Genomic DNA, 26,469 nt, shown 5'->3' with positions numbered 1-26,469 from the left:
ACAGGGTGAAAAAGGGCAGAACGTCGAGCGCCTTGGCAAGCTTCTGCGTTCGGTCCTTGCAGGGGGCACTTCTCAAGATTGCGGGCCGCTCAGACGTCGACGCTCTTGTCCCGGAGGACGGCCCTAGCGATTCCGATCGAGCGCATCTTCATGATCTCCCTGGTCGACAGCCTGACATCGAACTCGCTCTCGATCGCCGCGACAAGGCGCATGGCCGCGAGGCTGTCCCAGTTTTCGACCGTGTCGGGTGAACTGTCGTCGTCCAGTGCGGAAGAAGAAACGTCCAGTTCCTCGGCGAACAAGGCGAGAAGTCTGTCGCTCATGAGCCCCCTCTTGGAATGCTTGCGTTGGACCCGACCCATATCGTCGAGGGAGAGGTAATTCAACTCGGCTGGACGTCGACGGGCGGTTGTCGGAAATCGGCCCGGCCGAGAAACGATAGCAGCGGGTCGGGTCCGGCGCCGTCAACCATGGCGCGCGTCATCATCTCCACGATCAGCCCGGCGCGGGTCGCGACGAAGGCAAGGCGCCTCTTGAACACCGCGCCGAAGCATGGAGCAACAAGCTGGATGCCGCCCTCGGCCTCGAGTTTTTCAAGGTCGCCGTCGAGGTCGTCGGAAAACAGGCAGACATGGTCGAGCCCGCCGCCTTTGGACAGGCGGGAGGCGACGGGGTTAGGCCCTTCGGGCAGCGGCGCCACCAGCTCGATGGGCACACTGTCGAGATAGACGAGCAGCGCGCAGGAGACGTTCTGGATCGGGTCGACCGACGGCGGTACGACGATCACGGCGCCCTGACGGGTCCAGGTCCTAAGGGCGCGGTCCATATTCGGCACGACGTAGCCGTAGTGGAAAACCTTTCGAGGGTCGAAGACGATGTCGGTCATGGTGTGCCGAAGCCCGTGGTTGCCGTGCCAGCCTGTCGTCGATATAACGCATGCCTCCCGAAACTGTGCAGCGGATTCGGGAAAAAGACATGCGCTAAATCAAGAACCTACAGCGCGTCGCGTGGATCCTTCTTCACGCGACGCGCTGTAGTCTCGGCAAGTCTGATCGAACCCGGCGGAGCGCGAAGTCAATGCAGCGGATCGATGCGCGCTACCCGGTCCTGAAGGCGCTACTGGAGACTCAGCTCGCCGCCGCTCCGGCTCACGAGAAATTCTTCAGGCGCCGTTTCGAAACGATGGACGATGCGCAGGCTGCCAGTCTTGACGAATTTGCCGGACATATTGCCAGGCTCGTCGGCGACGAACTCGAAGAACATGTCGAGGACTACGTCTGGCTGTGCAGCCAGCAGGTGAACGAGGAACTCCATTTCCGGCGGCACGGGCGCTATCGGCTGAACACCTTCGAAGAGGCCTATCGCGACGTCTACTCCAACAAGGAGTATATGACCCGCTACATGAACGGCCTGCTGATGACGCAGCTGTGGTGGAGCAATCATACCAGGGCGATGGAGTTCTACCGCACGAGCTTCCTGGCTTCGAATACCGAGGGCTATTCACATCTCGAAATCGGTCCGGGGCACGGCCTCTTCCTCTATTTCGCGGCTGCCGATCCGCGCGCCGGCAAGGTCTCGGCCTGGGACATCTCGGATGCCTCGATCGCCATGACGGCGAAAGCATTGCGCAGGCTCGGCCTCGCCGAACAGCCGGCGCTGGAATTGCGGGACCTGTTCAGGGGCCCCGTCGGTTCGTTCGATAGCCTGGTCTTCAGCGAGGTTCTCGAGCATATGGAGAAGCCGGCCGAGACGCTGGCCCTGGTGCGTTCGCTGCTGGCGCCCGAAGGTCGGCTGTTTCTGAACATGCCGATCAACAGCCCCGCGCCGGATCATCTGTTCAATGCTGAAACTCCGGAGGAATTGGAGCGGTTCGTCGTCGACGCCGGTTTCCGGATCATCGATAGGGCGTTCTTTCCCGCGACCAACCAGACGCTGGACGCGGCGCGCAGGAAGAAGCTGACCATTTCCTGTGTCTTCGTCGCCGGCAGAGCCGACTGATACCACCGGTCGATAGGATCGAACGGTGAAGAGCGAGACCGCGGGTCACGCCCGTTGGCGCGCAAGCCAAGCGGCCCCGGATGGGCCGCGCCCGTGATTGAGGTCGGGTGGGTATGCAGAGCATCCACCCACTGGGCGCGTTGGCATCAAGCCCGCATGGATGGGTCAGCCTCCAGGCCTGCCGGTATGATACCGCGCCTCGAGACAAGCACTCCGGCGTCCTGTTCGCGACGGAACGCCGGAAAGACATTTGGCGAAAGCGTGGCGAAATCGTCGCCGTTGCCGTAATTCAGCCAATTTCCGTGCCGTCTATTGCAACATCTCAGGTAACACAGGTTAGGGTCGCCCGACGGTTCGCGCCGGGGTGAGCGCGTCGTGCGGGATGTGGCGGGAGGCATGGTGCGGGCGCTTCGCCCGCAGGAGGACGACGATGATGAACACCGACAATGCCATTGCGCCGCTGGTCCTGGTCTGCGTGTCGCTGATTGTCGCGGCTGCCTTCTCCGGAATGATCGGCTACTGATCCCGGGGCGTTGCACGTCCCCGGGGCGTTGCACGTCCCCGGGGCGTTGCACGTCCCCGGGGCGCTACACGTTCTGCACGGCGGCCAGTCCGCGAGAGATGTCCTCCTTCAGGTCCTCGATGTCCTCTAACCCGATCTGAAGGCGGATCACCGGCCCTTCGGTCGGGCCCTTGGCGACGATGCGGTCGCCGAGGTAGACGGGAACGGCGAGGCTCTCGAAACCGCCCCACGAATAGCCCAGGCCGAATATCTGCAACGCGTCGAGGAAGGCATGCGCCTGCTTCTTTCCGCCGCCACGCAGAACCAGGGAGAAAACACCGCTCGACCCCGAGAAGTCGCGTTTCCAGAGCGCATGGCCGGGGTGGCTTTCCAGCGCAGGATGCAGCACGCGGGCCACTTCCGTCCTGCCTTCCAGCCAGCGTGCGATGTCGAGCGCGCTCCTGCGATGATGTTCCAGCCGTACGCCCATTGTGCGCAGGCCGCGGAGGACCTGATAGACGTCGTCGGGCGACGCGCAGCAGCCGAGCGTCAGAAAGGTTTCGTGCAGCCGCTCCCAGCAGGCGGCGTTGGCCGAGACTGTGCCAAGCAGCACGTCGGAATGGCCGGCCGGATATTTCGTGGCCGCATGGATGGTGACGTCGGCACCGAAATCGAGCGCCCTGAAATAGAGCGGCGTCGCCCAGGTGTTGTCGGTCATGACGACTGCCCCGATGGCGTGGGCGGCCGTCGCGATCGCCGGGATGTCCTGCATCTCGAAGGTGTTCGAGCCGGGCGATTCGGTGAAGACGACCTTGGTGTTGGGCTTGAACAGTGCTGCGATGCCGGCCCCGACCAGCGGATCGTAGTATTCGACGTCGATGCCGAGCCGCTTGAGCATGGAGTCGGCGAAGTTGCGGGTCGGTGAGTAGACGGAGTCCGTGATCAGCACGTGATCGCCTGCCGACAGGAAGGCCAGCAGTGGGACGACGACGGCGGCGAGTCCGGACGGGACGATGATGGTGCCGACCGATCCCTCGAGTTCGTCCATCGCATTGGCCAATGCGTCGGATGTCGGCGTGCCACGGGTGCCGTAGGTGTATTTCTGATTCCTGTCCGCCAGCGTTGCGGCATCCGGGAACAATACCGTCGAAGCATGCACGACAGGCGGATTGACAAATCCGAAATAGGAGTGTGGATCGTTGCCAATGTGGGCGAGGCGCGTATTGATGCCCTTGCCGCCAATGTCGCTCTTTGCCATGAGATCAAGCCTGTCCAGAAAAGAAGCTACGCATAAGGGCCCGGCCGAGCCTTCGCAACCGTCCGGCGATCGCGATCCGCTTGGCCAGCGCGAGACGTCTCGGGCAGCGGCGCCGGCGTTGCGGCCGCACCAGCGCCTCGCGGCGGCGTTCGGCGGAGCGAACGACCGGCTTTGGCATCGGCCGAACATGCGGGGCGGATCGATCTGGACGCGCGAGCTGACCTTCATGGTGGTGGTCGGTCTTGCGCTTGCCGGCGCGGCCGCCCTGACGGATGCGTGGGTAGTTGGCCATGTGCGCACGAGCCGGGCGCCGTTCATCGGTTGGATGGCCGCAATCACCGATCTTGGCCGCTCGCACTGGTATCTAATCCCCGCTGCGGCCATCTTTCTCGGTGTCGGCTTTGCCGATTGGACGCGGGCCGGGTTCCGGGGCAGGGCGCGGCTCGCCCGGGTCTTCGGGCAGGCCGGTTTCAGCTTCGCCGCGGTGGCCATCCCGGGCATCCTGGTCAATGTGCTGAAGGTGCTGTTCGGCCGCGCGCGACCGGTGCTTTTCGAGCAGCACGGCGCTTATCACTTCGACCCGCTCTCCTTCGGCTATGCGTTCGCAAGCTTTCCCTCGGGCCACTCCACGACCGTGGGCGCGGTAGCGGGAATATTGATGCTCTGGTACCCGCGCCTGACCTGGCTTTTCGCGGCGGCTGGGCTTTTCGTCGCCTCGACGCGGGTGGCGTCGCTGTCCCACTATCCGTCGGACGTGATGACGGGCTTCCTGTTCGGACTGACCTGCGCCATCGTGCTCGCGCGCTTCCTCGCCACGCGAGGTGTCGTCTTCCGCCTGCAGCAAGGCAAAATGTTCCCCAGCGTCATCGGTCGGGCGGCGCGAAAATAGCTTGCCGGCTCATTGCCGCCAAGCTCCCAAGCCCTCGCGGGACAACAGTTTCTTTGGACTGCTTGCCGCGATTGGGCCAGCCCGGCCATTCGTACTTGACCAGCGTCGAATAATCGCCTTCGATAGAATTTGGAGCGGGAGGAAGAGCGTTGGTGACGCTCTGTCATGCATGTTCCGGGAGAGACCGGAGCAGGATGATGTCTCCGCACCGCAAAAGGCAGGGCTGGATCCTGGAAAACAGAAGAGGGTTGTGGGTATGAAGAACGCACTGACAGGCATGCTGGGCGTTGCAGCGCTGGCGCTGACCGCTTCGGTGGCCTCCGCCGCCACGCTTGACGACGTGAAGGCCAAGGGCTTCGTGCAATGCGGAGTGAACACTGGTCTTTCCGGGTTTGCCGCGCCGAACGACAAGGGTGAATGGTCGGGCTTCGACGTCGATTATTGCAAGGCGGTCGCCGCTGCGATCTTCGGTGATCCGACCAAGGTGAAATACACACCGACCACCGCGAAGGAGCGCTTCACGGCTCTTCAGTCGGGCGAGATCGACGTTCTGATCCGCAACACGACCTGGACGATCAGCCGCGACACGGCGCTCGGTTTCAACTTCACGGGCGTCAACTATTTTGACGGCCAGGGCTTCATGATCAACGCCAAGAAACTGCCGGGCGTGAATTCCGCGCTGCAGCTTTCGGGCGCCTCGGTCTGCGTGCAGGCCGGCACCACGACCGAGCTCAACCTCGCCGATTACTTCAAGGCGAACAAGATGGAATACAACCCGGTCGTCTTCGAGAAGCTGGAAGAGGTCAACGCGGCTTATGATTCCGGCCGTTGCGACGTCTATACCACCGACCAGTCCGGCCTCTACGCCATCCGCCTGACGCTCGCCTCGCCGGATGACCACGTCGTGCTTCCCGAGATCATCTCCAAGGAGCCGCTCGGGCCGGCGGTCCGCCAGGGCGACGACCAGTGGTTCGACGTCATCAAGTGGGTGCATTTCGCACTTCTGACGGCGGAAGAGCTCGGCATCACCCAGGCCAATGTCGAAGAGATGAAGACCAGCGGCAGCCCCGAGGTGAAGCGGGTGCTCGGCGAGGAAGCCGACACCAAGATCGGCACCGACCTCGGCCTGGGCAACGACTGGGTCGTCAACATCGTCAAGGGCGTAGGCAATTACGGCGAGGTCTTCGAACGCAACATCGGCGCGGCCAGCCCGCTGAAGATCGCGCGCGGCATCAATGCGCAGTGGTCGAAGGGAGGGCTGCAATACGCGCCGCCGATCCGCTGACGGCATGACCGCCTCCGGAAGGCGGGTGTCCCGCCTTCCGGTCTTCGGATCGAAGGAGGATAGATGGCGTCTCAGGAAACAATCCGTCACACTGCCCCGGCACGGGCGTCGTTCCTCAACGACCCCAAGGTCCGCGGGATCTTCTACCAGGCTGTCGTCTTCATCGTCCTGGTCGCTCTCATCTACTGGATCATCGGCAACACCGTCGAGAATCTGCGGCGTGCCAACATCGCCTCCGGTTTCGGGTTTCTCTCGGGCCGCGCCGGCTTCGACGTAAGCCAGAGCCTGATCGAATATTCTTCCGATTCGACCTATGGGCGGGCCCTGTTGGTCGGGCTCCTCAACACCCTCCTTGTGGCGGTCACCGGAATCGTCACGGCATCGATCATCGGTTTCCTGGTCGGCATCGGCCGGCTTTCGAAGAACTGGCTCATCCGCAAGATCTGCACGGTCTATGTGGAAGTCTTCCGCAACATCCCGCCGCTGCTGGTCATCTTCTTCTGGTATCTGGGGGTGCTTTCGGTGCTGCCGCTGCCGCGCGAAAGCATCGAGCTGCCTTTCGGCACTTACCTGAACAGCCGCGGACTCTTCACGCCCAGGATGATCTGGGGCGACAACGCTTGGCTCGTGGGCGTCGGATTCCTGCTGGCGATCGCCATGTCCTGGTTCGTGGCGCGCGCAGCGCGGGCCCGCCAGATGGCGAGCGGCCAGCAGTTTCCGGTATTGTGGACCTCGCTGGGCCTTTTGATCGGCCTGCCGCTGCTCGCTTTCGCCGCCAGCGGCTTCCCGCTCACCTTCGAATTCCCGACACAGTCGACCTTCAATCTCACCGGCGGCCTCCAGATCAAGCCGGAGTTCATCGCACTTTATCTGGCGCTCTCCTTCTACACCGCCTCCTTCATCGCCGAGATCGTGCGCGCCGGCATATTGGGCGTGAGCCGTGGACAATCGGAGGCGGCCGCAGCGCTGGGCCTGCGTCCGCGTTCGACGCTTCGCCTGGTGATCGTGCCCCAGGCGCTGCGCATTATCATTCCGCCGCTGACGAGCCAGTATCTGAATCTCACCAAGAATTCGTCGCTGGCGGTCGCGGTGGGTTATGCCGATCTCGTCGCCATCGGCGGAACGATCCTCAACCAGAGCGGCCAGTCGATCGAGATCGTGGCGATATGGATGATGGTCTATCTCGGCCTCAGCCTGGTGACATCGGCCTTCATGAACTGGTTCAACGCCAAGATGGCCCTTGTGGAAAGGTAGAAGACGATGCGTGAAGTCTCCTACGTCCGCACGGAGATGGCGGCAATCGAAAAACCGCCTCGGGACGAGGCCGGACTGGTCGCCTGGGCGCGCAGGAACCTGTTCGCCTCGCCCGCCGACACGGTGCTCACATTGCTCGGGCTCGTGCTCGTTGCGATCATTCTGCCGCCCTTCCTCAGTTGGGCGCTGTTCGACGCGGCATGGACCGGTACGGACCGGACCTTCTGCGCCACCGTCGCCCAGGGCGGCCTGCAGCCCGACGGTTGGTCCGGGGCCTGCTGGCCGTTCGTAAAGGCCAAGTTCCTGCAGTTCATGTTCGGCCGCTACCCGTCCGAGGAGCGCTGGCGGGTGATCCTGGTCGGCATCATGTTCGTGGCGCTGCTGGTGCCGCTGCTCATCCCGCGTGTTCCACGCAAGGGGCTGAACGCGATCCTTTTCTTCGGCCTGTTCCCGATCGTGGCCTTCGTCCTGCTCGTCGGAGGCTGGTTCGGGCTCCGCCATGTCGAGACCGCGCTCTGGGGCGGCCTGCTGGTCACGCTGGTTCTGTCCTATGTCGGCATCTCGGTCTCGCTGCCGCTCGGCGTTCTTCTCGCCCTCGGCCGGCGGTCGAAGCTGCCCGTCGTGAAGATACTCAGCGTCGTCTTCATCGAGACCGTTCGCGGCGTGCCGCTGGTCACGGTGCTGTTCATGGCGAGCGTGATGCTGCCGCTCTTCCTGCCGCCGGGCACGACTTTCGACAAGCTGCTGCGCGCCTTGATCGGTGTGGCGCTGTTCGCCTCGGCCTACATGGCCGAGGTGGTCCGCGGCGGCCTGCAGGCGATCCCCAAGGGACAATATGAGGGGGCTGATTCGCTCGGGCTCGGCTACTGGCAGAAGATGGGGCTGATCGTGTTGCCCCAGGCACTGAAGCTCGTCATCCCGGGTATCGTCAACACCTTCATCGGCCTTTTCAAGGACACCAGCCTGGTGTCGATCATCGGCATGTTCGACCTGCTGGGCATCGTGCGGCAGAGCTTCTCCGACGCCACATGGGCGTCGGCGCAGACGCCGATGACGGGGCTCGTCTTTGCCGGCTTCATTTTCTGGATTTTCTGTTTCGGCATGTCCCGCTACTCGATCTTCATGGAGAAACGGCTCGATACCGGCTATCGTAGATAATGGACCAACGCGCCGGTCCGGCGGCCGCATCAGGGCCCGGGAAAAGCCGATGCGTGGAAACGAAAGGTCGAAGCGTCCCCCGATGCGTGGCGCTTCGGTGACGCAGCGACAATAACGAGCCACGAAAAGGGAACCATCGATGGCCACCGAAAACGCAGTAAGCGCCGACGACATCCGGGTTGACGGCTCCAAGATGCACATATCCGACACGGAGGTAGCGGTCGAGATCGACGGCATGCACAAATGGTACGGCGAGTTCCACGTCCTGAAGGACATCAACCTGACGGTGATGCGCGGCGAGCGCATCGTCATCTGCGGACCTTCCGGCTCGGGCAAATCGACGCTGATCCGCTGCATCAACCGCCTGGAGGAGCACCAGAAGGGAAAGATCGTCGTCGACGGCAAGGAATTGACCAACGATCTCAAGAAGATCGACGAGATCCGCCGCGAGGTCGGTATGGTGTTTCAGCACTTCAACCTCTTCCCGCATCTGACGATCCTGGAGAATTGCACGCTGGCGCCGATCTGGGTGCGCAAGATGCCGAGGAAGCAGGCCGAGGAGATCGCGATGCACTTCCTCACGCGGGTGAAGATTCCCGAGCAGGCCAACAAATATCCGGGCCAGTTGTCGGGCGGCCAGCAGCAGCGCGTCGCGATCGCCCGCTCGCTCTGCATGAACCCGCGCATCATGCTGTTCGACGAACCGACTTCGGCGCTCGATCCCGAGATGATCAAGGAAGTGCTCGAGACGATGGTAGGGCTGGCGGAGGAAGGCATGACCATGCTGTGCGTCACCCACGAGATGGGTTTCGCCAAAAAGGTCGCCAATCGCGTGATCTTCATGGATGCCGGGCAGATCGTCGAACAGAACACGCCGGCCGAGTTCTTCGACCATCCCAAGCACGAGCGGACCAAGCTGTTCCTCAGCCAGATCCTGCATTAGGGCGCCGCGCGTCCATTCGGACGCGCAAGGGACGCTCCATCACTTTGAGCCGACGCATCGTGCTTCCCGAAAATCGAATACGGTTTTCGAGCCGAAGCGGTAGGCGTCGCCCCCACGGAAGCGCCGATCCCGTCGGCGCCTCCGTCGTCTCAAGTTGCTTGCTGCCCATGCATGCACAACCGAAGGCTCGGACGACACGCTGGGCTATTCTGCAGTCGGTGTGATTTCTCATCGACCCGCTTCCTATGGCCCTCTACATAGCTCGCTCCGCACGATCGGGGCCCGGCAGACGCCTGACGGCTAACTCTCCGCTTCTGGGACCGTCCAGCCATAGAGCCAGTCGAGATCGGCTGCGAGCTTCGCGCCGGGAAGCACCGCCAGGACGAGATTGCGGGCGAGGGCGACCGGTCCCGAGGCATGCCAGGTGAAGCGATTGAGCGCGCCGCGCTTCGAAACCTGCGCGATGCGGGGGCGGCGGATCGCCTCGTATCGCGCCAATGCCCCGCCCATATCGGCGGGCGCGGCCGCGACGAAGGCCGCGAGCGTTGCGGCATCTTCGATTGCCATTGCGGCACCCTGAGCGGCGAAGGGTGTCATGGCGTGCGCCGCGTCACCGATCAGGACCACCCGGCCGGCGGCTGTCCACTGCGCAGCAGGGGCAACGGTATGAAGCGGCCACAAGGTCCAGGGACCGGCCTCCTGCGCCAGCCGAGCTATGCCGGGGGCGGTGCCGCGCAAGGCTGCCGCGAGCCCGTCGGGGTCTGCGGCTTCCGGGCGGATCTTTGCAAAAGCCTGGCCCTTTGCGAGCGCGACGAGGTTGACGGCGCTACCGCCGCGGACGGGATAGGCGATCAGGTGGACGGAACGGTGCATGAAGGCCGTCACAACGTCGGAGCGCGCGATCGACTGGAAGGCGCGGCCGGCGGGGCTTTCCGCGCGCAGAGTGCTGCGCCAGGCCACGTCTCCGGCGAACCGGCTCTTGCCGTTCGCCCCGGTGAGTTCGCGGATCGAGGACCAGACGCCGTCGGCTCCGACGAGCAATTCGCCCGAAATCTCTTCGGTCGTGCCGCCCCGTTCGACAGCGACGGTGACGCCGTCCGGCCGGGACGCGAAGCCACTGACGACGGCGCCGGTCGCGAGCTTGATGTTGTCGTTGCTCCGCAGGCGCGCCAGCAAGGCGCCCTGCAGGTCGGCGCGGTGGGCGACGAGATAGGGGGCGCCCCAGCGCCGTTCCGCGCCGCCTCCGAGCGGAACCCGGGTCACTTCGCGCAGAGTGCGCGCATCGCGCAGAACCACCGCTTCGGGCCGCACGGCCAAGGGGCTCAGGGCATCGATAACGCCGAGCGATGCAAGGATGCGCGTCGCATTCGGCGAAAGCTGAAGTCCGGCGCCGGCCTCTTCGAGGCGCGGCGCGCGTTCATAAATCTCGACGAAGCAGCCCCGAGCCGCGAAGGCGAGCGCCGCGGTCAGGCCGGCTATACCCGCCCCCGCGACGATGATCCGCCTGGCTTGCCCCGTCATCGCCGTATCGGCCGACGGTCCGCCTGGTCAGGCGGCACGTTCGATGTAGATGCAGCCTTCCGGACGGGTTTCGTTCGCCTTCAAGGACGGGTCGTAGCGGAACAGCGTCGAACAATAGGGGCAGACCTTTTCCGCGTCGCTGCCCATGTCGAGGAACACATGCGGGTGGTCGAAGGGCGCGTCGGCCCCCACGCACATGAACTCCCTGACGCCGATCGTGATGACCGGATGCCCGGCATCGTTCTGGAAATGTGGGATTGAGCCACCGGCCATGGAAAAACCTCCGGAATGATCGCTGCGGGCGATCACGAAATCGCCGCCGGTTTGTATCATATGAGCATCCAATGCAAGCGGCATGAAATCAAACTGTCGCAAAACACTGTCAGGAGATAGATTGCTCTTGAAGTCAGCCGGCTTGCGGAAAGCCGGCGAGGGGAACCACGTCAGATGACCGAATTGAAGCCTATCCAGACCGAGTTCGTCACCGTCGCAGCAGCTCCGGGCGGCCCCGAAGGCAATCCGGACCGTTTCGTGAACCGCGAGTTCTCCTGGCTCCAGTTCAATCGCCGTGTCCTGGAACAGGCGCAGAACGCGAGCCATCCGCTTCTCGAAAGGGTGCGGTTCCTATCGATATCAGCCGCCAATCTGGATGAGTTCTTCATGGTGCGCGTGGCGGGGCTCGCCGGGCAGGTGCGCGAAGGCATCGCCATGAAGAGCCCGGACGGGCGAACGCCCGAACAGCAGCTCGACCAGGTGCTGCGCGAGGTCGAACGGCTGCAGGAGGACCAGCAGAAGATCCTCTCGAAGCTGATGGACCTGCTCAAGAGCGAGGGCATCCAGAGCATCGGTGCCGATGCGTTGAGCCGCGACGACAAGGCGTGGCTCGAGGAACATTTCCTCGATTCCGTCTTCCCCGTGCTCACGCCGCTGTCGATCGATCCGGCGCATCCCTTCCCCTTCATTCCCAATCTCGGCTTCTCGATCGCCTTGCAACTGCGGCATTTGAAGAACGGCGAGGAGATGACGGCACTGCTGCGCCTTCCCGTGGCGCTCAGGCGCTTCATCCGCCTGCCCGACCGCAAGTCCGCAGTGCGCTTCATCACGCTGGAGGAGACGGTCAACCTGTTCATCGGCAAGCTCTTCCCCGGTTACGAGGTGAAGGGCTCGGGCACGTTCCGCATCATTCGCGACAGCGATATCGAGGTCGAGGAAGAGGCCGAGGATCTGGTTCGCCTGTTCGAGACGGCGCTGAAGCGCCGGCGCCGCGGCTCGGTCATCCGCATCGAGTTCGACAGCGTGATGCCCGACGTGCTGCGCGACTTCGTGGCCGGCGAACTCGGGGTCTCGTCGGGGCGCATCAGCGTGCTCACGGGACCGCTGGCGGTGAACCAGATCTCAGAAATCGTGGCGGTCGCCCGCGACGACCTCAAGTTCAAGCCCTACAATCCGCGCTTTCCCGAACGCATCCGCGAGCATGGCGGCGATTGTTTCGCGGCGGTCCGCGAGAAGGACATTGTCGTCCACCATCCCTATGAGTCCTTCGACGTCGTCGTGCAGTTCCTGCGCCAGGCGGCGGCCGATCCGGAGGTGGTCGCCATCAAGCAGACGCTCTATCGCACCTCGAACGACAGCCCGATCGTGCGTGCTCTCATCGATGCCGCCGAGGCTGGGAAGTCGGTGACGGCGCTGGTGGAGTTGAAGGCCCGCTTCGACGAAGAGGCGAATATCCGCTGGGCGCGAGACCTGGAACGCGCCGGCGTCCAGGTGGTTTTCGGCTTCATCGAGCTGAAGACGCATGCCAAGATGTCGCTGGTCGTCCGCCGCGAGGACCAGAAGCTGCGCAACTATGTGCATCTCGGCACCGGCAACTATCACCCGATCACGGCCCGCATCTATACCGACCTTTCCTATTTCACCTGCGATCCGACGATTGCGCGCGACGTTGCGCAGATCTTCAATTTCATCACCGGCTATGCCGAGCCTGCCCAGGAGATGCGGCTCGCCATCTCCCCCTACACGCTGAGGAGCCGAATCCTCGGCCACGTCGCCGACGAGGTGCGCCATGTTCGGGAGGGGCGGCCCGCGCGCATCTGGATGAAGATGAACTCCCTGGTCGATCCGATCGTGATCGACGCTCTTTACGAGGCGAGCAGCGCAGGCGTGGAGATCGATCTGGTGGTGCGCGGCATATGCTGTCTGCGGCCGCAGGTGCCCGGTCTTTCGGAGAACATCCGGGTCAAGTCGATTGTCGGCCGTTTCCTCGAGCACAGCCGCATCTATTGCTTCGGCAACGGTCATGGGCTGCCGTCCGACGAGGCCATCGTCTATATCAGCTCGGCCGACATGATGCCGCGCAATCTCGACCGGCGGGTCGAGACGCTGGTGCCGATCACCAATCCGACTGTGCATGAGCAGGTGCTGGGCCAGATCATGCTCGGAAACATCATGGACAATCAGCAAAGTTTCGAAGTATTGCCTGACGGAACCTCGCGCCGGGTCGTGCCGGACGAAGGCGAGGAACCGTTCAACGCGCAGGAATATTTCATGACGAATCCGAGCCTGTCCGGCCGTGGCGGAGCGCTGAAGTCCCATGCTCCCAAACGCATCGCGCAGTTCAAGCGTCAGAAGAAAGCGAACGCAGCCGTCAAAGCATGATCGGAAATTCCCAGGGCCGGCTCCAGGACCGTCGGCCGCTATCCATCATAGATATCGGCTCCAATTCGATTCGCCTGGTCATCTATGAGGGCATCGCACGCTCGCCGACCATCCTGTTCAACGAGAAGATGCTGGCCGGGCTCGGCCGCGGCATCGTCACGACCGGAAAGCTCGATCCCGATGCCGTGAAGCGAGCGGTCGAGGAGTTCCGCCGCTTTCGCGCCCTTTCCGAGCAGGCCGGCGCCGAGCAGTTTTTTGTGATCGCCACGGCCGCCGCACGCGAAGCACAGAACGGAATGGACTTCATCCATCGGGCCGAAGAGATCCTGGGCACGCAGATCCGTGTGCTCAGCGGACGGGAGGAGGCTTATTACTCGGCGCTGGGCGTCATCTCCGGTTTCCACCCGGCAAACGGGATCGCCGGCGACCTCGGCGGCGGCAGCCTGGAACTGGTCGACATATCAGGCGAGACGATCGGCGACGGCATTACCTTGCCGCTCGGCGGTCTGCGCCTGCAGGACATGTCGAAGAGTTCCCCGGCCACGGCGACGCGCATCGCGCGCAAGGAACTCACCCGCGCGAAATTGCTGGAGGCCGGGCAGGGCAGGCCCTTCTACGCGGTCGGCGGCACCTGGCGAAACCTAGCCCGGCTGCACATGAACACGATCGACTATCCGCTTGCAGTCATGCACCACTATGAGATGGGCGTGGAGAGCTCGGCCACCTTCCTGAAGCAGGTCGTGCGCGGCGATCTCGATAAGATCAGGGGCATCGAGCGTGTCTCGAAGAGCCGTCGTGCGCTTCTGCCCTATGGCGCGGCCGTGTTGCAGGAAATCATCGCCGCGCAGAAGCCGTCGAAGATCATCATCTCCGCACTGGGCGTGCGCGAGGGTTTCCTCTATTCCCTGCTGTCACCGGGAGAGCAGCGCAGTGATCCGCTGATCTCCGCATCGGAGGAACTGGCTTTGCTGCGGGCGCGCTCGGTCAACCACGCGCATGAACTCGCGGAGTGGACCGGCTCTGCCTTCCAGGCCTTCGGCGTCGACGAGACCGAGGACGAGGCGCGCTACCGGCGCGCCGCCTGCCTGCTGGCCGACATCGGCTGGCGCGCCCATCCTGAATATCGCGGCACCCAGTCGCTCAACATCATCGCGCATGCGTCCTTCATCGGGGTTGACCACCCCGGCCGCGCCTTCATCGCGCTCGCCAACATGTTCCGCCACGAGGGCGTGTTCGACGAGGCCATCTCGCCGCAGATGCGGGCGCTGGCGACGCCGCGCCTTCTTGAACGGGCGCGGCTGCTGGGCGCGGTGCTCCGGGTCGTCTATCTTTTTTCGGCCTCCATGCCAGGCGTCATCCCGACGCTGAAATGGGAGACGCGCCCCGGCGGCGGGCTGGCCCTGGTCATTCCGCGTTTGCACGCCGCCTTGAACGGCGAACGCCCGGCCGGGCGTCTCGCGCAGCTCTCGAGACTCACCGGCCGAAACCTGGAACTGGTCGTGGGAGATTGACGAGCACGGGGAGGCGGGACCGTCAGGTCCGGTCTCTCTCAGGTTCCGGTTTCGAAGACGGCGATCCTGCGCCGCTCGAATTTGAGTGCGATCTCGCCGCGCACGAGGCGCAGCGCCTGCTCGCCGAACACCTCGCGCCGCCAGCCATGCAGGGCAGCTACGTCCGCCTTTTCTCCCTCCGAGGCGATGCGGTCGATATCGTCGCCGGAAGCGAGCACCTTGGCGGCGACGCCTTCCTTTTCCGCTGTCAGGCGCAGCAGCACCTTCAGGAGTTCCGCCGCAGCGCTCGATCCCTCCTGCGTCTGCTGGGGCTTCGGCAGCTTCGGCATCTGCTCCTTGGGAATTTCGAGTGCGGCATTCACCACCGAAAGCAGTGCTGTTGCGACAGAGGAGCGTTCCCAGCCCTTCGGCGTGGTGCGCAGGCGCGCCAGTGCCGTGGCGTCGCGTGGCTGCTGCTGCGCAACCTCGTATATGGCGTCGTCCTTCAGCACCCTGCCGCGCGGCACGTTGCGTTCGCGTGCCTCACGCTCTCGCCAGGCTGCGACCGCCTGCACGACCGCGAGCTCGTGCGGCTTCTTCAGGCGCATCTTGAGGCGCTTCCACGCGTCCTCCGGATGCGGGTCATAGGTCTCGCGCGCCGTGAGGACGTCCATCTCCTCGTTCAGCCAGTGCGCGCGGCCTTCGCGCTCCAGCTCGTCCCGGAGATGCCGGTAGACGTCGATCAGGTGGGTGACGTCTGCGAGCGCGTAGGTGAGTTGCTTGTCGGACAGCGGCCGGTGCCGCCAGTCGGTGAAGCGGGAGGATTTGTCGAGATGCGCGCCGGTGATCTTCTGCACGAGCTGGTCGTAGGAGACGCTGTCGCCGAAACCGCAGACCATGGCGGCAACCTGCGTGTCGAAGACCGGATGCGGGATCAGTCCGCCGCGATGGAAGATGATCTCTATGTCCTGGCGTGCGGCGTGGAAGACCTTGGTCACCGCCTCGTTCGCCATCAACTCGAAGAACGGCTTCAGATCGATGCCTTCGGCCAGCGGATCGACCAGCGCGTTCACGCCGGGAGCTGCCATCTGGATGAGGCAGAGCTCAGGCCAGAACGTCGTTTCGCGGATGAATTCCGTGTCGACGGTGACAAATTCCGCTTTTTCGAGCGCCATGATGGCGCTTTCGAGCTCTTTCTGAGTTTTTATCAATTCCATGAAAAATCTTTAGTCAGGAACGATCACGTCTCTCCATTTCAGCCCGGGCCGCCTGCGTCAAGCCGCCAAGGGCCCATTTCTCGCTCATTGGCCGGGTGAGGGAGGTTCTGGCGCGCTATTCGACCTTGTCGCCGTCGCCGTTCCGACGGGCCAGCCGGGCAAAGACGGTCGATGTCCTGAGCAGCGCGATGAAGCGGCTCCGGCTTCTGGCCGGGACGCCGGGACGCGCGCCCATGCGGTAGACGATGATCAGGATGAAGACGGCGTAGACCACGGCACTGAAGACGAACAGCCAGGACGGCCCCAGCCGCTGCATGACGGTCGAGGCGATCAGCGGCCCGCCAATCGCGCCGAACGAATAAAAGAGCATGAGTGCCGCGTTCACCAGCACGAATTCGCCCTTGTCGGCGCGGTCGTTGGCATGGGCGGCGGAGAGCGAATAGAGCGGCATCGCGAAGGAGCCGAAGACAAAGACGATGATGAAATTGGCGAGCGGGTTGCTGCCGGCCAGGAATGCGAGCGCCAGGGCCGCCACCATGGCGCAGCCGGTTGTCGCGAGCAGGACCATGCGCCGGTCCCGGCGATCGGAAAGATAGCCGAGCGGATATTGGATCATGGCCCCGCCGATGATGCCGACGCTGACGAAGGTGACGACGTCGGTCACCGACATGCCGATCTGCTCGGCATAGACCGGGCTCAGCGTCCGGAACGCGCTGTTGGTCACGCCGACTGCGATGCAGCCGATCGCCGCGAGGGGAGAGATGCGCCAGGCGCGGCCGAGATCGAGCTTCACGTTTTCCGGCGGCGCCGGGTTCGACCGGTCGCCGAGCGAGACGGGCACGAGCGAGACTGTGATCATGATCGACATGATGGCGAAGATGGTGAAACCGTCGGCGCCGAATATGGGAATCAGAAACTGGCTTCCCGTGACCGCGCCGATGTCGACCATCCGGTAGATGGCAAGGACGCGTGCACGATCCTCGTTTCGGACGCCGGAATTCAGCCAGCTCTCCATGATCGTGAAGAGGCCGGCGAAGCAGAAGCCTGTCGCGAAGCGGATGAGCGACCACATGACCGGGTCGATGACCAGGATGAGCATCAGCGTGCCGGCCGATGCGATCGCGGCCAGGGCCGAGAAAGACCGCACATGCCCAACGGATTTCATGATCGCAGTGATCGCCAGGCAGCCCAACAGGAACCCCCCGAAATAGGCGGTTCCCATGAAGCCGATGACGGCCGGAGAGAAGCCTTCCTGCGCGCCGCGAAGCGCGATGAGGGTGCCTTGGAGCCCGTTGCCGCCGAGCAGGATGCCGGCGGCGACCAGAAGGGGGATCAGCGGGCGGATTGAGGACATCAGAGCGGTTGGCGAAGCATCGTCGACCTGTATAGAGCGATGACGCCGGCAATGCGACACGATCGGCCCTGGAGCGACGCATTTCGCAAGCTGTCCCAATAGACTATCCTGCGTCGCGCAATCGTTCCGTTCCGGGTGCGCTGATCTTGCCAGCAAAGCTGCGACACGCGGCGAGCGGCTGCGTTCTGCGAAAGCGCGAGCAAGACGATGGTAACGTTGACGGTAAGCAACACCGTCGCCGATGAGGTCGGCGACATGATCGGCGAGGGGCTGGACGCATATAATGCCGGCGAAGCCGGACCATATGGCGAGGAAGCGCTGTGGGTGGTTGCGCGCGACGACGCCGGCGCCGTCCAGGCAGGGCTCAAAGGCAAGATCGAATATTCGTGGCTGTTCGTCGACTGGCTCTGGGTCAGTCCGGCGCGCAGGCGAAGCGGTCTCGGCAGCCGGCTTCTGGAGAAGGGCGAGGAGGTCGCGCGGGAGAAGGGCTGCATCGGAGCCTTCCTGGGTTCGTTCACTTTTCAGGCGCCCGATTTCTACAAGCGGCAGGGCTACGAGGAATTCGGGCGTCTCGCCGACTTCCCGCCGGGACACGAGATGGTGTGGCTCAAGAAGTCGCTTTGAAGGGTCCGCGGCCCGGTCTTGCGCCCGACGCGGCGGCTGGGAGACACCGGTCACGATCCTCTCCGAGCCGGTTCCCGGCGCTCGCGCGCGTCCTCACCTTGACAAAAGCCGGTACCCATGCGCTTTTCGCGCCACTTTTGGACCGGCCGCTTCTGAGCGGTGCCGGTTCGTGTGAAATCCTGCAAAACCGGAATTTTGGTCCATGCATCGTTACCGCAGCCATACCTGCGCCGAACTGAAGAAATCCGACGTCGGCAAGACCGTCCGCCTGTCCGGCTGGGTCCATCGCGTCCGCGACCATGGCGGCCTGCTCTTCATCGACCTGCGTGATCACTACGGCCTCACCCAGATCGTCGCGGATCCGGACTCGCCTTGCTTCAAGACCGCCGAGACGGTGCGCGGCGAATGGGTGATCCGCGTCGACGGCGAGGTGAAGGCGCGTACGGCCGAGACGATCAATGCCAATCTCGCAACCGGCGAGATCGAGATCTTCGCGCGCGACATGGAAGTCCTGTCCTCGGCCAAGGAACTGCCGCTGCCGGTCTTCGGCGAGCCGGACTATCCCGAGGACATCCGCCTCAAATACCGTTTCCTCGACCTCAGGCGCGACACGCTGCACAAGAATATCGTTGCGCGCACCAGGATCATCGCCGAAATGCGCCGCCGCATGGGCGAGGCGGGTTTCACCGAATATTCGACGCCGATCCTCACCGCTTCGTCGCCGGAAGGCGCGCGCGACTTCCTGGTGCCGTCGCGCATCCATCCCGGCAATTTCTATGCGTTGCCGCAGGCGCCGCAGATCTACAAGCAGCTGATCATGGTGTCGGGCTTCGATCGATACTTCCAGATCGCACCCTGCTTCCGCGACGAGGATCCGCGCGCCGACCGGCTGCCCGGCGAGTTCTACCAGCTCGACCTCGAAATGAGCTTCGTCGAGCAGGAGGATGTGTTCCAGACGATGGAACCCGTCATGCGCGGCGTGTTCGAGACCTTCGCCGAGGGCAAGCCGGTGACCAGGGAGTTCCCGCGCATCGCCTATGACGTCGCAATGCGCAAATATGGCTCAGACAAGCCCGATCTGCGCAACCCGATCGTGATGGAGGACGTGTCGGAGCATTTCCGTGGCTCGGGCTTCAAGGTCTTCGCCAACATCCTCGCCAACGATCCGAAGGCGGAGGTCTGGGCGATCCCGGCCAGGACCGGCGGTTCGCGCGCCTTCTGCGACCGCATGAACAGCTGGGCGCAGGGCGAAGGCCAACCTGGCCTCGGCTACATCTTCTGGCGCAAGGAAGGCGAGAAGCTGGAGGGTGCGGGCCCGATCGCCAAGAACATCGGCGAGGAGCGCACCGAGGCGATCCGTATCCAGCTCGGCCTCTCCGACGGCGACGCGGCCTTCTTCGTTGCGGGCGATCCCAAGAAGTTCGTGAGCTTCGCAGGTGCTGCGCGCACGCGCGCCGGCGAGGAACTGAACCTCGTCGACCGCGACCGGTTCGAACTCTGCTGGATCGTCGATTTCCCGTTCTTCGAATGGAACGAGGACGAGAACAAGATCGACTTCGGCCACAACCCATTCTCGATGCCGCAGGGCGGCATTGACGCGCTCAATGGGCAGGAGCCACTCTCGATCAAGGCGTTCCAGTACGACATGGTCTGCAACGGCTTCGAGATCGCCTCCGGCGGCATTCGGAACCATCTGCCCGAGACGATGGTCAAGGCCTTCGAGATCGTCGGTCTGTCGCGTGAGACCGTGGAAGAGCGCTTCGGCGGTCTCTACCGCGCCTTCCAGTACGGCGCGCCGCCGCATGGCGGCATGGCCGCGGGCATCGACCGCGTGGTCATGCTGCTGGTCGGCGCGAAGAACCTGCGCGAGGTGACCATGTTCCCGATGAACCAGCAGGCCTACGACCTGCTGATGAGTGCGCCGGCAGAGGCGACGCCGCAGCAACTGCGCGAACTCGGCCTTCGGGTCGTGGCCCAGAAGAAGGAAGACTGAGCCGATGACGAGCGCCGGTCCGGAACGCCCACGCATTCTGGTGACCGGCTTCTCGGCCTTTCCCGGCGCGCCGGTCAATCCGACGGAACGGCTGGTGGCGGAATTGCGCAACCGGCTGCCCGAACTCGCATCGGTCGGTGCCGTCGCGGCGGTAGTCCTCGACGTGGATTATGCCAAGCTGCCGGAAGCACTTCGTCGTCTGGCGGCGGCACAACAGCCCGATATCGCGATCCATTTCGGGCTGAGCGCCGCGGCAACAGGCTTCGTGCTTGAGCGCCTGGCGCGCAATGCCTATGGCGGCAAGCCCGACAATTCCGGCCATGTTCCGGAGGCAGCCAGGATCTGCGACGGTGACGACGTACTTGCGTCGACGCTGCCACTGGACGCGTTGCATGTCGCATTGGCGGCCGCGGGTATTCCGGTGGACTGGTCGGACGATGCCGGCGGCTATCTCTGCAACTACCTGTTTTACCTCTCGCGTTCGCCGGTGCTCGATGAATTCGCGCCCGGAATGTCCGGCTTCATTCACGTGCCGCCGCTGCGGGAAGGCGAGACCACCGAGGTGGCCGGTGCCATGGACCTGGAAACTCTTGTCGAGGGTGCGTTGCTCGTGATCCGGCTCTGTGCCGAAGCGTGGGGGGCGCAGCGCACCGGTACGACGGCGTAGCCGAACCTGGCGCCCAAGGTAGGTGCCGAAGCATCGAGCTTGCAGCCAGTCGTGAATTCCGTGGATCCTCGGTCGGCGCCGTGCGGGTATGGCTTGGATAGCCGCATGCCGTTTCGGCCCGCCAGCCCCGAGCAGGACGACGCGCCCCAAGCGACCTCTGGCGCCGGGCGTTTCGCAAGCAAAGGCCCGGCGTCGCGACCGGGCCTTCGAGGTTTCGTGGGCGGGGCCGACTACTGCGCGTCGTCGCCGTCCTCATTGGCGGTGACCGAGACGCCGAGCGTCTTCACCAGATCCTGCGGCGAGGACGACATGGCGCCCGCCATGATGACGGCGAAGGGCACAGGCGCCGACGGTTCGGCCGAAATCTGGAGGCTCCTCGGATCGTCGAGATAGGCAGTTACCGCCTGAGTTGCCTGCGTGGTGAATTCGGGATTGTTGAGCGTGGCCAGCATGAAGGGGAGGAGGGCTTTCGCCTGGTTGGCGATGTCGGCCGGCTTGGCGTTCTGCTGGGCCGCGACATAGTCGAGAACCTTGCCGGTCAGTGAATCGTCGTCGAAGCGGATGCTGGTCGCGTTGAAGGTGAGTTGCTGCAGCAGTCCGAGCATGGCGAGCCCCTGGCTGGAAGCGTCGCCCCCGCTCTCGGCCATATTCTTTTGCATGTCCTGCATCGACTTGATGAAATCGGGCGTATAGCCGCCGAGGTCGAAGGTCAGGCCGAGCGTACCGGCCTTGTCGACGGTGATGTCGTACTGGTCGAGGGCGAGCCGCCCGTCGCTCGGCTGCCAGGAGCCGGCCAGTTCGAAGCTGCCGTTCAGCGACTGAAACCCGAGCGCCTCTATCACCTTCTTGCTGTCGGCGTCCTCGACCAGCGACAGGTCGGCGGTGAAGCTGTCGGCCGAGCCGTAGAATTCCATAGCATTGCCGCCTTCGGGCGGGGTGATCTCGAAATGGACGCTGTCCATGGTGAAGGCCTGCTTGTCGCCGATCTTCACCGACATGCTCTCCATGTCGGCCGTGTCATACATCATGAAGGCGGCCATCGGGTCGGCGGAATCTTCTGCGGGAAGCTTGAGGCCCGTGATCTCGATGCCGGCGATATCGATTGTGGCGCCATCCTGCGTCACCGAATAGTTGGGCAGCGTGGCGGAGCCGATCGTGTAGGCGCTGTTCTCTTCCGTGATGTCGCTCAAGGTGACGTCGCCGATGGCGACCTTGGTGGGCTGGCCGGGGGCGGCCACGGTCACGCCCTGGATCACCATCTTGGAGGCATCGCCGCTGACCCCGGTCCAGGACAGCTCGCCGCCCTGTTTGGCGAAGGCCGCCTTCAGGCGCTCGGCGACGGCGGTCGCATCCTGGGCAAAGGCGGAAGAAATCGGAAATGCGAGCAGAAAAGTGGAAAGTGCAATCCTGTGATGTACGGAACGACGAAGTGGCATCGGAGGTATCCTCGACAAAAAATGAGAAAATGGCCGCGCCTCCCTGTCGGGATAGAACCTGACCGGAAGATGACGCTCGCGCGGCACTTGTCCAAAATTTTCCGGAAAAAGCAATGAGGGCGCCATGCGAAAGGCAACGAATGATTGCGAGCCCCCCAAGGGCCCTGCAGCGACTGGAATCTTGCTCCAGGAATGTATTGTACGTGGCGGTTCGGGATGAATCGGATACAAGGGCAAATCCGCAGCGCCGGTGCCTCTTGCCGCGAATCGCCATCCCGGCTAGTGCGGGCCCATGGGAAAAGGCCTAGTTCCGCCGGATTCCGGCGATGACGACAATATCGAACCGGTCGATCTGAAGAAGGCGCTCGAAGAGCGCTACCTCGCTTATGCGCTCTCGACCATCATGCACCGGGCGCTGCCCGACGTGCGCGACGGGCTGAAGCCGGTCCATCGGCGCATCATGCATGCGATGCGGCTGCTGCGCCTCAGCCCGGACCAGGGCTTCGCGAAATGCGCCCGCATCGTCGGCGAGGTGATGGGCAAGTTCCACCCGCATGGCGACCAGTCCATCTATGACGCGCTGGTGCGCCTCGCCCAGGATTTCTCGGTGCGCTATCCGCTGGTCGACGGACAGGGCAATTTCGGCAATATCGACGGCGATAACGCAGCGGCAATGCGCTACACCGAAGCGCGCATGACCGGCGTCGCCACCGCGTTGCTCGAGGGCATCACGGAGGACGCGGTCGATTTCCGCCCGACCTATAACGAGGAGGACGAGGAACCGGTCGTCCTGCCGGGCGCCTTCCCGAACCTCCTCGCCAACGGCTCCTCCGGCATCGCCGTCGGCATGGCGACGTCGATCCCGCCGCACAACGCGGCCGAACTGTGCGACGCCGCCCTTCACCTCATCGACCATCCCGACGCGACGGTTCCCGAACTGATGCATTTCGTCCAGGGGCCGGATTTCCCGACGGGCGGCATCATCGTCGACGACCAGGCCTCGATCCGCGAGGCTTACGAGACCGGTCGCGGCGGCTTCCGTGTCCGTTCGCGCTGGCATCAGGAGGATCAGGGCCGAGGCACCTGGACCATCGTGGTGACCGAGATCCCTTATGGCGTGCAGAAGGCGCGGCTGATCGAAAAGACAGCCGAACTGCTCATCGCGCGCAAGTTGCCTCTGCTCGACGATATTCGCGATGAAAGCGCGGAAGACATCCGCATCGTGCTCGTGCCCAAGAGCCGCACGGTCGATCCGGGCCTGCTGATGGAATCGCTGTTCAAGCTCACCGAACTGGAGAGCCGCATTCCCCTCAACATGAACGTGCTGTCGCGCGGCAAGGTGCCCAACGTGCTTTCGCTGAGCGGCGTGCTCCGGGAATGGCTGGAGCATCGCAAGGAGGTGCTGGTACGCCGTTCGCGCCATAGGCTCGCAGAGATCGAAAGACGCCTCGAGGTCCTTGGCGGCTATCTCATCGCCTATCTCAACCTCGACGAGGTGATCCGCATCATCCGCGAGGAGGACGAGCCCAAGCAGGTCATGATGGCCCGCTTCTCGCTTACCGACGTGCAGGCCGAGGCCATCCTCAACATGCGGCTGCGCGCCCTGCGCAAGCTCGAGGAGTTCGAGATCCGCAAGGAGTTCGATGGACTGACGGAGGAGAAGAAGCAGATCGAGGCGCTGTTGGCATCGGACGACAGGCAATGGCAGACGATCAAATGGGAGGTCGGCAAGGTTCGCGACCAGTTCGGGCCTGAGACGGCGATCGGCAAGCGCCGCACCACCTTCGCCGATGCGCCGGACCACGACATCGAGGACATTCAGCAGGCGATGATCGAGAAGGAGCCGGTGACGGTGGTCGTCTCGGAAAAGGGCTGGCTGCGCGCCATGAAGGGGCACCTGACTGATCATTCGCAATTCACCTTCAAGGAAGGTGACGGGCTGAAGCTCGCCTTCCCGGCGCAGACGACAGACAAGATCATCGTCTTCACCACCGGCGGCAAGTTCTACACGATCGGCGCGGATCGCCTGCCCGGCGGTCGCGGCCATGGCGAACCGATCCGCATCATCGTCGACATGGACAACGACCAGGACATCGTCACCGCCTTCGTCCATGACCCGCAGCGCAAGCTGCTTCTGGTCAGCCACGACGGCAACGGCTTCCTCGTGCCGGAGGCGGAGGTCGTCGCCAACACCCGCAAAGGCAAGCAGGTGATGAACGTGAAGTCGCCCGACGAGGCGCAGCGCTGCGTGCCGGTTTCCGGCGACCATGTCGCGATCGTCGGCGAGAACCGCAAGATGCTCGTATTCCCGCTTTCCGAGATTCCGGAGATGACGCGCGGCAAAGGCGTGCGGCTCCAGAAATACAAGGATGGCGGCGTGCTCGACATAAAGACCTTCGACACGGGCGAGGGCCTCACCTGGCAGGATTCCGCCGGGCGTGTCTTCACCCGCGGCCGGGAGGAACTCGCCGAGTGGATCGGTGCGCGCGCCTCGGCCGGGCGCATGGTGCCCAAGGGTTTCCCGAGAACCGGCAAGTTCGGATAGCGGCTCCAGTCTCGCAAACGATCTCTTGCACTCACCGGTGGTCGCCCGCGATCTTCGGAAGATGTCGGCGCGCGTATGTCGGAGGGACATATTCCACAAAAAACGCAGCAGGATTGACATCCTGTCTTTCATATGTAAGAAATTATTGACATATGAAAGACAGGATCGAAATGACAGCGTCCGACGGCGACCGTCTTCTCGCGGCACTGGCCGCGCTCGCCAGTCCGCACAGGCTGCGCATCGTCGCTGCACTGGCGCGAGGCGGGCGCAACTATGTCAGTCAGCTCGCGCGTGAGGTCGGCATTAGCCGCCCGCTGCTCCATATGCACCTGAACAGGCTGGAGGAGGCGGGGCTCGTGACCAGCCGGCTCGAACTGTCGGACGACGGCAAGGCGCTCAATTTCTTCGAGGTGGCCGCATTCGACATCGCGGTTACGCCCGAAGCGATTGCTGCGGCGGCTGCGACCCTCAGCAACGAAACGACGAAGATCGACTGAAAGGATAGCCGATGGACCATGTGCAGAGCGGGATGATCATGGGGGCGGCGGTGCTGACCCTGGCAACGATCATCATCGTCACCGTCATCATCCAGCTGTCGGCGACATGGCGCGCCAGGGCGCAGCTGGCGCGCGAGGACGAATACAAGAAGCTTGCCGAGCAGGCGACCGCGGCCAGCACAAGTGCTGCCGCGGCGGGGCATAGGCTGGCCGACGACATCTCGGAGATCAAGACGAGGATCGCTTCGATCGAGAAACTCCTGCGCGAGGTTGCGTAGAGCGCCGCACGTCCAGCGAAGAGGTGTCCGGGAGGACGTGGTGCCCGAAGGGCCGCCGCCCGCGCCGTTCTGACGAAGTCGTGATCGATCGTGGCTTGCCAGAATCGGGTTTTTGCAGTGCAATATCTTGCTTGCGAATGATCATTCGCATAAATTGAGAATGAACATTCGCTCTCAATGAGGCCGTTATGGACGAAGTCCCGTCAGCCGATCGCGGTCCAGCAGTCGCCGATGCCGGCGAGCCAGACGTGGCTTCGCCCGGTGAACCGCAGGCCGCTTCGCGCGCCGAGCGGCGCGACATGCAGATCCAGCGCATCATGGATGCAGCCAAGACCTGTTTCGTGCGGCACGGCTTCCAGGGCGCGTCCATGCAGCAGATATGTGCCGAGGCGGGGATGAGCCCCGGCGCGCTCTATCGCTACTTCGCTTCCAAGGAGGCGATCATCGAGGCGATCACCGAGCAGGATCGGCGCGAAGATCTCGAGTTGTTCGGGGTCATGATCGGGATGTCCTCGGCAGTCGATGGGATCGTCGCCGTAGCGATGGCCCATATGCATCACATCCACGAACGCGGGCTTGCCCCGCTCTTCGCGGAGATTCGTGCCGAATCCATGCGCAACCCCGCCGTGGCGCGCTGCTGCATGGAGAATATGGGGCAGGCCCAGGTCATGCTCCAGGCCTATCTCGGCGCTGCGATCGAAAGAGGCGAGATCGATCCGGTCACCGATCTCGCAACGCTGATGGCGACGCTCATGTCGATCGGCGAGGGGCTCATGCTCAACGACCTTCTTGCCATGGGCTTCGATGCCGACCGCCTGGAGAAGGTCTTCCGCACCATCGCGGAAGCGGTTCTGCGCCCGACCAGGCCTGCGACCGACATTACTGCCCAGACTGCCTGATACACC

23 protein-coding genes are annotated in these 26,469 nt (G+C 63.7%); 15 read left to right on the top strand and 8 right to left on the bottom strand.

The window, feature by feature from the left end; translation table 11 throughout:
* Window positions 1–89 precede the first annotated feature (89 nt).
* Window positions 90–323, bottom strand: coding sequence for an acyl carrier protein (locus tag JN280_RS28370; RefSeq protein WP_202307275.1), 234 nt, complete (start codon window positions 321–323; stop codon window positions 90–92).
* Between the two features lie 59 nt (window positions 324–382).
* Window positions 383–886, bottom strand: a complete 504-nt coding sequence (locus tag JN280_RS28365; protein WP_202307273.1) for a VOC family protein — start codon at window positions 884–886, stop codon at window positions 383–385.
* Between the two features lie 191 nt (window positions 887–1,077).
* Between JN280_RS28365 and JN280_RS28360 the strand changes: the two genes are divergently transcribed.
* Entirely contained in the window at window positions 1,078–1,998 is a 921-nt protein-coding gene (locus tag JN280_RS28360; RefSeq protein ID WP_202307271.1) for a class I SAM-dependent methyltransferase, read from the top strand.
* 587 nt (window positions 1,999–2,585) lie between these two features.
* Here the strand turns inward: JN280_RS28360 and JN280_RS28355 are convergent.
* Window positions 2,586–3,758, bottom strand: a complete 1,173-nt coding sequence (locus tag JN280_RS28355) for a cystathionine beta-lyase (protein ID WP_202307269.1) — start codon at window positions 3,756–3,758, stop codon at window positions 2,586–2,588.
* 187 nt (window positions 3,759–3,945) lie between these two features.
* Between JN280_RS28355 and JN280_RS28350 the strand changes: the two genes are divergently transcribed.
* From JN280_RS28350 to JN280_RS28330, 5 genes are all read left to right on the top strand, one after another.
* Window positions 3,946–4,647, top strand: coding sequence for a phosphatase PAP2 family protein (locus tag JN280_RS28350; protein WP_202307267.1), 702 nt, complete (start codon window positions 3,946–3,948; stop codon window positions 4,645–4,647).
* 256 nt (window positions 4,648–4,903) lie between these two features.
* The gene (locus tag JN280_RS28345; protein WP_202307265.1) at window positions 4,904–5,932 is read left to right on the top strand and encodes an amino acid ABC transporter substrate-binding protein; all 1,029 of its coding nucleotides are present in this window, start codon (window positions 4,904–4,906) and stop codon (window positions 5,930–5,932) included.
* A gap of 63 nt (window positions 5,933–5,995) precedes the next feature.
* Complete coding sequence (locus tag JN280_RS28340) at window positions 5,996–7,186, top strand: amino acid ABC transporter permease (RefSeq protein WP_202307263.1); 1,191 nt, start codon at window positions 5,996–5,998, stop codon at window positions 7,184–7,186.
* Between the two features lie 6 nt (window positions 7,187–7,192).
* Window positions 7,193–8,344: an amino acid ABC transporter permease gene (locus JN280_RS28335; protein WP_202307261.1), complete on the top strand. Its 1,152-nt coding sequence runs from the start codon at window positions 7,193–7,195 to the stop codon at window positions 8,342–8,344.
* Between the two features lie 139 nt (window positions 8,345–8,483).
* Window positions 8,484–9,287 (top strand): amino acid ABC transporter ATP-binding protein, encoded by an 804-nt coding sequence (locus tag JN280_RS28330; RefSeq protein ID WP_274609040.1) that lies wholly within the window; start codon window positions 8,484–8,486, stop codon window positions 9,285–9,287.
* A 300-nt stretch (window positions 9,288–9,587) separates the two neighbouring features.
* Here JN280_RS28330 and JN280_RS28325 read toward each other — a convergent pair whose 3' ends face one another.
* Together JN280_RS28325 and JN280_RS28320 are read right to left on the bottom strand one after the other, a co-directional pair.
* Complete coding sequence (locus tag JN280_RS28325) at window positions 9,588–10,808, bottom strand: FAD-dependent monooxygenase (RefSeq protein WP_202307258.1); 1,221 nt, start codon at window positions 10,806–10,808, stop codon at window positions 9,588–9,590.
* 27 nt (window positions 10,809–10,835) lie between these two features.
* Window positions 10,836–11,081: a zinc-finger domain-containing protein gene (locus tag JN280_RS28320; RefSeq protein WP_202315084.1), complete on the bottom strand. Its 246-nt coding sequence runs from the start codon at window positions 11,079–11,081 to the stop codon at window positions 10,836–10,838.
* A gap of 174 nt (window positions 11,082–11,255) precedes the next feature.
* Between JN280_RS28320 and JN280_RS28315 the strand changes: the two genes are divergently transcribed.
* Window positions 11,256–13,463: an RNA degradosome polyphosphate kinase gene (locus JN280_RS28315; RefSeq protein ID WP_202307256.1), complete on the top strand. Its 2,208-nt coding sequence runs from the start codon at window positions 11,256–11,258 to the stop codon at window positions 13,461–13,463.
* Entirely contained in the window at window positions 13,460–14,974 is a 1,515-nt protein-coding gene (gene ppx / locus JN280_RS28310) for an exopolyphosphatase (protein ID WP_202307254.1), read from the top strand. Before JN280_RS28315 ends, ppx begins: the two co-directional genes overlap by 4 nt.
* 38 nt (window positions 14,975–15,012) lie before the next feature.
* On the opposite strand, the gene rnd is transcribed toward ppx, so the two are convergent.
* Window positions 15,013–16,170 (bottom strand): ribonuclease D, encoded by a 1,158-nt coding sequence (gene rnd / locus JN280_RS28305; RefSeq protein ID WP_202307252.1) that lies wholly within the window; start codon window positions 16,168–16,170, stop codon window positions 15,013–15,015.
* Window positions 16,171–16,285: 115 nt separating this feature from the next.
* A complete protein-coding gene (locus JN280_RS28300) occupies window positions 16,286–17,524 on the bottom strand; it encodes an MFS transporter (RefSeq protein WP_202307250.1) in 1,239 nt (412 codons plus the stop codon).
* Window positions 17,525–17,731: 207 nt separating this feature from the next.
* Between JN280_RS28300 and JN280_RS28295 the strand changes: the two genes are divergently transcribed.
* The 3 genes from JN280_RS28295 to JN280_RS28285 all read left to right on the top strand — a co-directional run bounded on the left by JN280_RS28295 (window position 17,732) and on the right by JN280_RS28285 (window position 20,808).
* A complete protein-coding gene (locus JN280_RS28295) occupies window positions 17,732–18,148 on the top strand; it encodes a GNAT family N-acetyltransferase (RefSeq protein ID WP_202307248.1) in 417 nt (138 codons plus the stop codon).
* Between the two features lie 202 nt (window positions 18,149–18,350).
* Window positions 18,351–20,141, top strand: a complete 1,791-nt coding sequence (aspS, locus tag JN280_RS28290; protein WP_202307246.1) for an aspartate--tRNA ligase — start codon at window positions 18,351–18,353, stop codon at window positions 20,139–20,141.
* A 4-nt stretch (window positions 20,142–20,145) separates the two neighbouring features.
* Window positions 20,146–20,808: a pyroglutamyl-peptidase I gene (locus JN280_RS28285; protein ID WP_202307244.1), complete on the top strand. Its 663-nt coding sequence runs from the start codon at window positions 20,146–20,148 to the stop codon at window positions 20,806–20,808.
* Between the two features lie 230 nt (window positions 20,809–21,038).
* Here the strand turns inward: JN280_RS28285 and JN280_RS28280 are convergent, their stop codons facing one another.
* Window positions 21,039–22,244 carry a hypothetical protein gene (locus tag JN280_RS28280; RefSeq protein WP_202307242.1) on the bottom strand — a complete coding sequence of 402 codons (1,206 nt, stop codon included), beginning with the start codon at window positions 22,242–22,244 and terminating at the stop codon, window positions 21,039–21,041.
* A 292-nt stretch (window positions 22,245–22,536) separates the two neighbouring features.
* Here JN280_RS28280 and parC point away from each other — a divergent pair, with 292 nt between their 5' ends.
* From parC to JN280_RS28260, 4 genes are all read left to right on the top strand, one after another.
* Complete coding sequence (gene parC, locus JN280_RS28275; protein ID WP_202307240.1) at window positions 22,537–24,789, top strand: DNA topoisomerase IV subunit A; 2,253 nt, start codon at window positions 22,537–22,539, stop codon at window positions 24,787–24,789.
* A 170-nt stretch (window positions 24,790–24,959) separates the two neighbouring features.
* Complete coding sequence (locus tag JN280_RS28270; RefSeq protein WP_202307238.1) at window positions 24,960–25,286, top strand: ArsR/SmtB family transcription factor; 327 nt, start codon at window positions 24,960–24,962, stop codon at window positions 25,284–25,286.
* 11 nt (window positions 25,287–25,297) lie between these two features.
* The gene (locus JN280_RS28265; RefSeq protein WP_202307236.1) at window positions 25,298–25,564 is read left to right on the top strand and encodes a hypothetical protein; all 267 of its coding nucleotides are present in this window, start codon (window positions 25,298–25,300) and stop codon (window positions 25,562–25,564) included.
* Window positions 25,565–25,752: 188 nt separating this feature from the next.
* Entirely contained in the window at window positions 25,753–26,463 is a 711-nt protein-coding gene (locus JN280_RS28260) for a TetR/AcrR family transcriptional regulator (RefSeq protein WP_202307235.1), read from the top strand.
* Window positions 26,464–26,469: the final 6 nt, after the last annotated feature.

The sequence above is a fragment of the Mesorhizobium sp. L-8-10 genome (genome assembly GCF_016756635.1).
Taxonomy (GTDB): Bacteria; Pseudomonadota; Alphaproteobacteria; order Rhizobiales; family Rhizobiaceae.
The sequence above is the reverse complement of the archived record's forward strand: the minus strand, read 5'-3'. Positions and strand labels throughout refer to the sequence as shown.

Coding starts and splice junctions, on each gene's coding strand:
- JN280_RS28260 (WP_202307235.1), top strand. CDS start 25,753: ATGGACGAAGTCCCGTCAGCCGATCGCGGTCCAGCAGTCGCCGATGCC.
- JN280_RS28315 (WP_202307256.1), top strand. CDS start 11,256: ATGACCGAATTGAAGCCTATCCAGACCGAGTTCGTCACCGTCGCAGCA.
- parC (WP_202307240.1), top strand. CDS start 22,537: ATGGGAAAAGGCCTAGTTCCGCCGGATTCCGGCGATGACGACAATATC.
- JN280_RS28330 (WP_274609040.1), top strand. CDS start 8,484: ATGGCCACCGAAAACGCAGTAAGCGCCGACGACATCCGGGTTGACGGC.
- JN280_RS28295 (WP_202307248.1), top strand. CDS start 17,732: ATGGTAACGTTGACGGTAAGCAACACCGTCGCCGATGAGGTCGGCGAC.
- JN280_RS28320 (WP_202315084.1), bottom strand. CDS start 11,081: ATGGCCGGTGGCTCAATCCCACATTTCCAGAACGATGCCGGGCATCCG.
- JN280_RS28300 (WP_202307250.1), bottom strand. CDS start 17,524: ATGTCCTCAATCCGCCCGCTGATCCCCCTTCTGGTCGCCGCCGGCATC.
- JN280_RS28340 (WP_202307263.1), top strand. CDS start 5,996: ATGGCGTCTCAGGAAACAATCCGTCACACTGCCCCGGCACGGGCGTCG.
- JN280_RS28345 (WP_202307265.1), top strand. CDS start 4,904: ATGAAGAACGCACTGACAGGCATGCTGGGCGTTGCAGCGCTGGCGCTG.
- aspS (WP_202307246.1), top strand. CDS start 18,351: ATGCATCGTTACCGCAGCCATACCTGCGCCGAACTGAAGAAATCCGAC.
- ppx (WP_202307254.1), top strand. CDS start 13,460: ATGATCGGAAATTCCCAGGGCCGGCTCCAGGACCGTCGGCCGCTATCC.
- JN280_RS28365 (WP_202307273.1), bottom strand. CDS start 886: ATGACCGACATCGTCTTCGACCCTCGAAAGGTTTTCCACTACGGCTAC.
- JN280_RS28270 (WP_202307238.1), top strand. CDS start 24,960: ATGACAGCGTCCGACGGCGACCGTCTTCTCGCGGCACTGGCCGCGCTC.
- JN280_RS28280 (WP_202307242.1), bottom strand. CDS start 22,244: ATGCCACTTCGTCGTTCCGTACATCACAGGATTGCACTTTCCACTTTT.
- JN280_RS28265 (WP_202307236.1), top strand. CDS start 25,298: ATGGACCATGTGCAGAGCGGGATGATCATGGGGGCGGCGGTGCTGACC.
- rnd (WP_202307252.1), bottom strand. CDS start 16,170: ATGGAATTGATAAAAACTCAGAAAGAGCTCGAAAGCGCCATCATGGCG.
- JN280_RS28355 (WP_202307269.1), bottom strand. CDS start 3,758: ATGGCAAAGAGCGACATTGGCGGCAAGGGCATCAATACGCGCCTCGCC.
- JN280_RS28335 (WP_202307261.1), top strand. CDS start 7,193: ATGCGTGAAGTCTCCTACGTCCGCACGGAGATGGCGGCAATCGAAAAA.
- JN280_RS28370 (WP_202307275.1), bottom strand. CDS start 323: ATGAGCGACAGACTTCTCGCCTTGTTCGCCGAGGAACTGGACGTTTCT.
- JN280_RS28285 (WP_202307244.1), top strand. CDS start 20,146: ATGACGAGCGCCGGTCCGGAACGCCCACGCATTCTGGTGACCGGCTTC.
- JN280_RS28325 (WP_202307258.1), bottom strand. CDS start 10,808: ATGACGGGGCAAGCCAGGCGGATCATCGTCGCGGGGGCGGGTATAGCC.
- JN280_RS28360 (WP_202307271.1), top strand. CDS start 1,078: ATGCAGCGGATCGATGCGCGCTACCCGGTCCTGAAGGCGCTACTGGAG.
- JN280_RS28350 (WP_202307267.1), top strand. CDS start 3,946: ATGCGGGGCGGATCGATCTGGACGCGCGAGCTGACCTTCATGGTGGTG.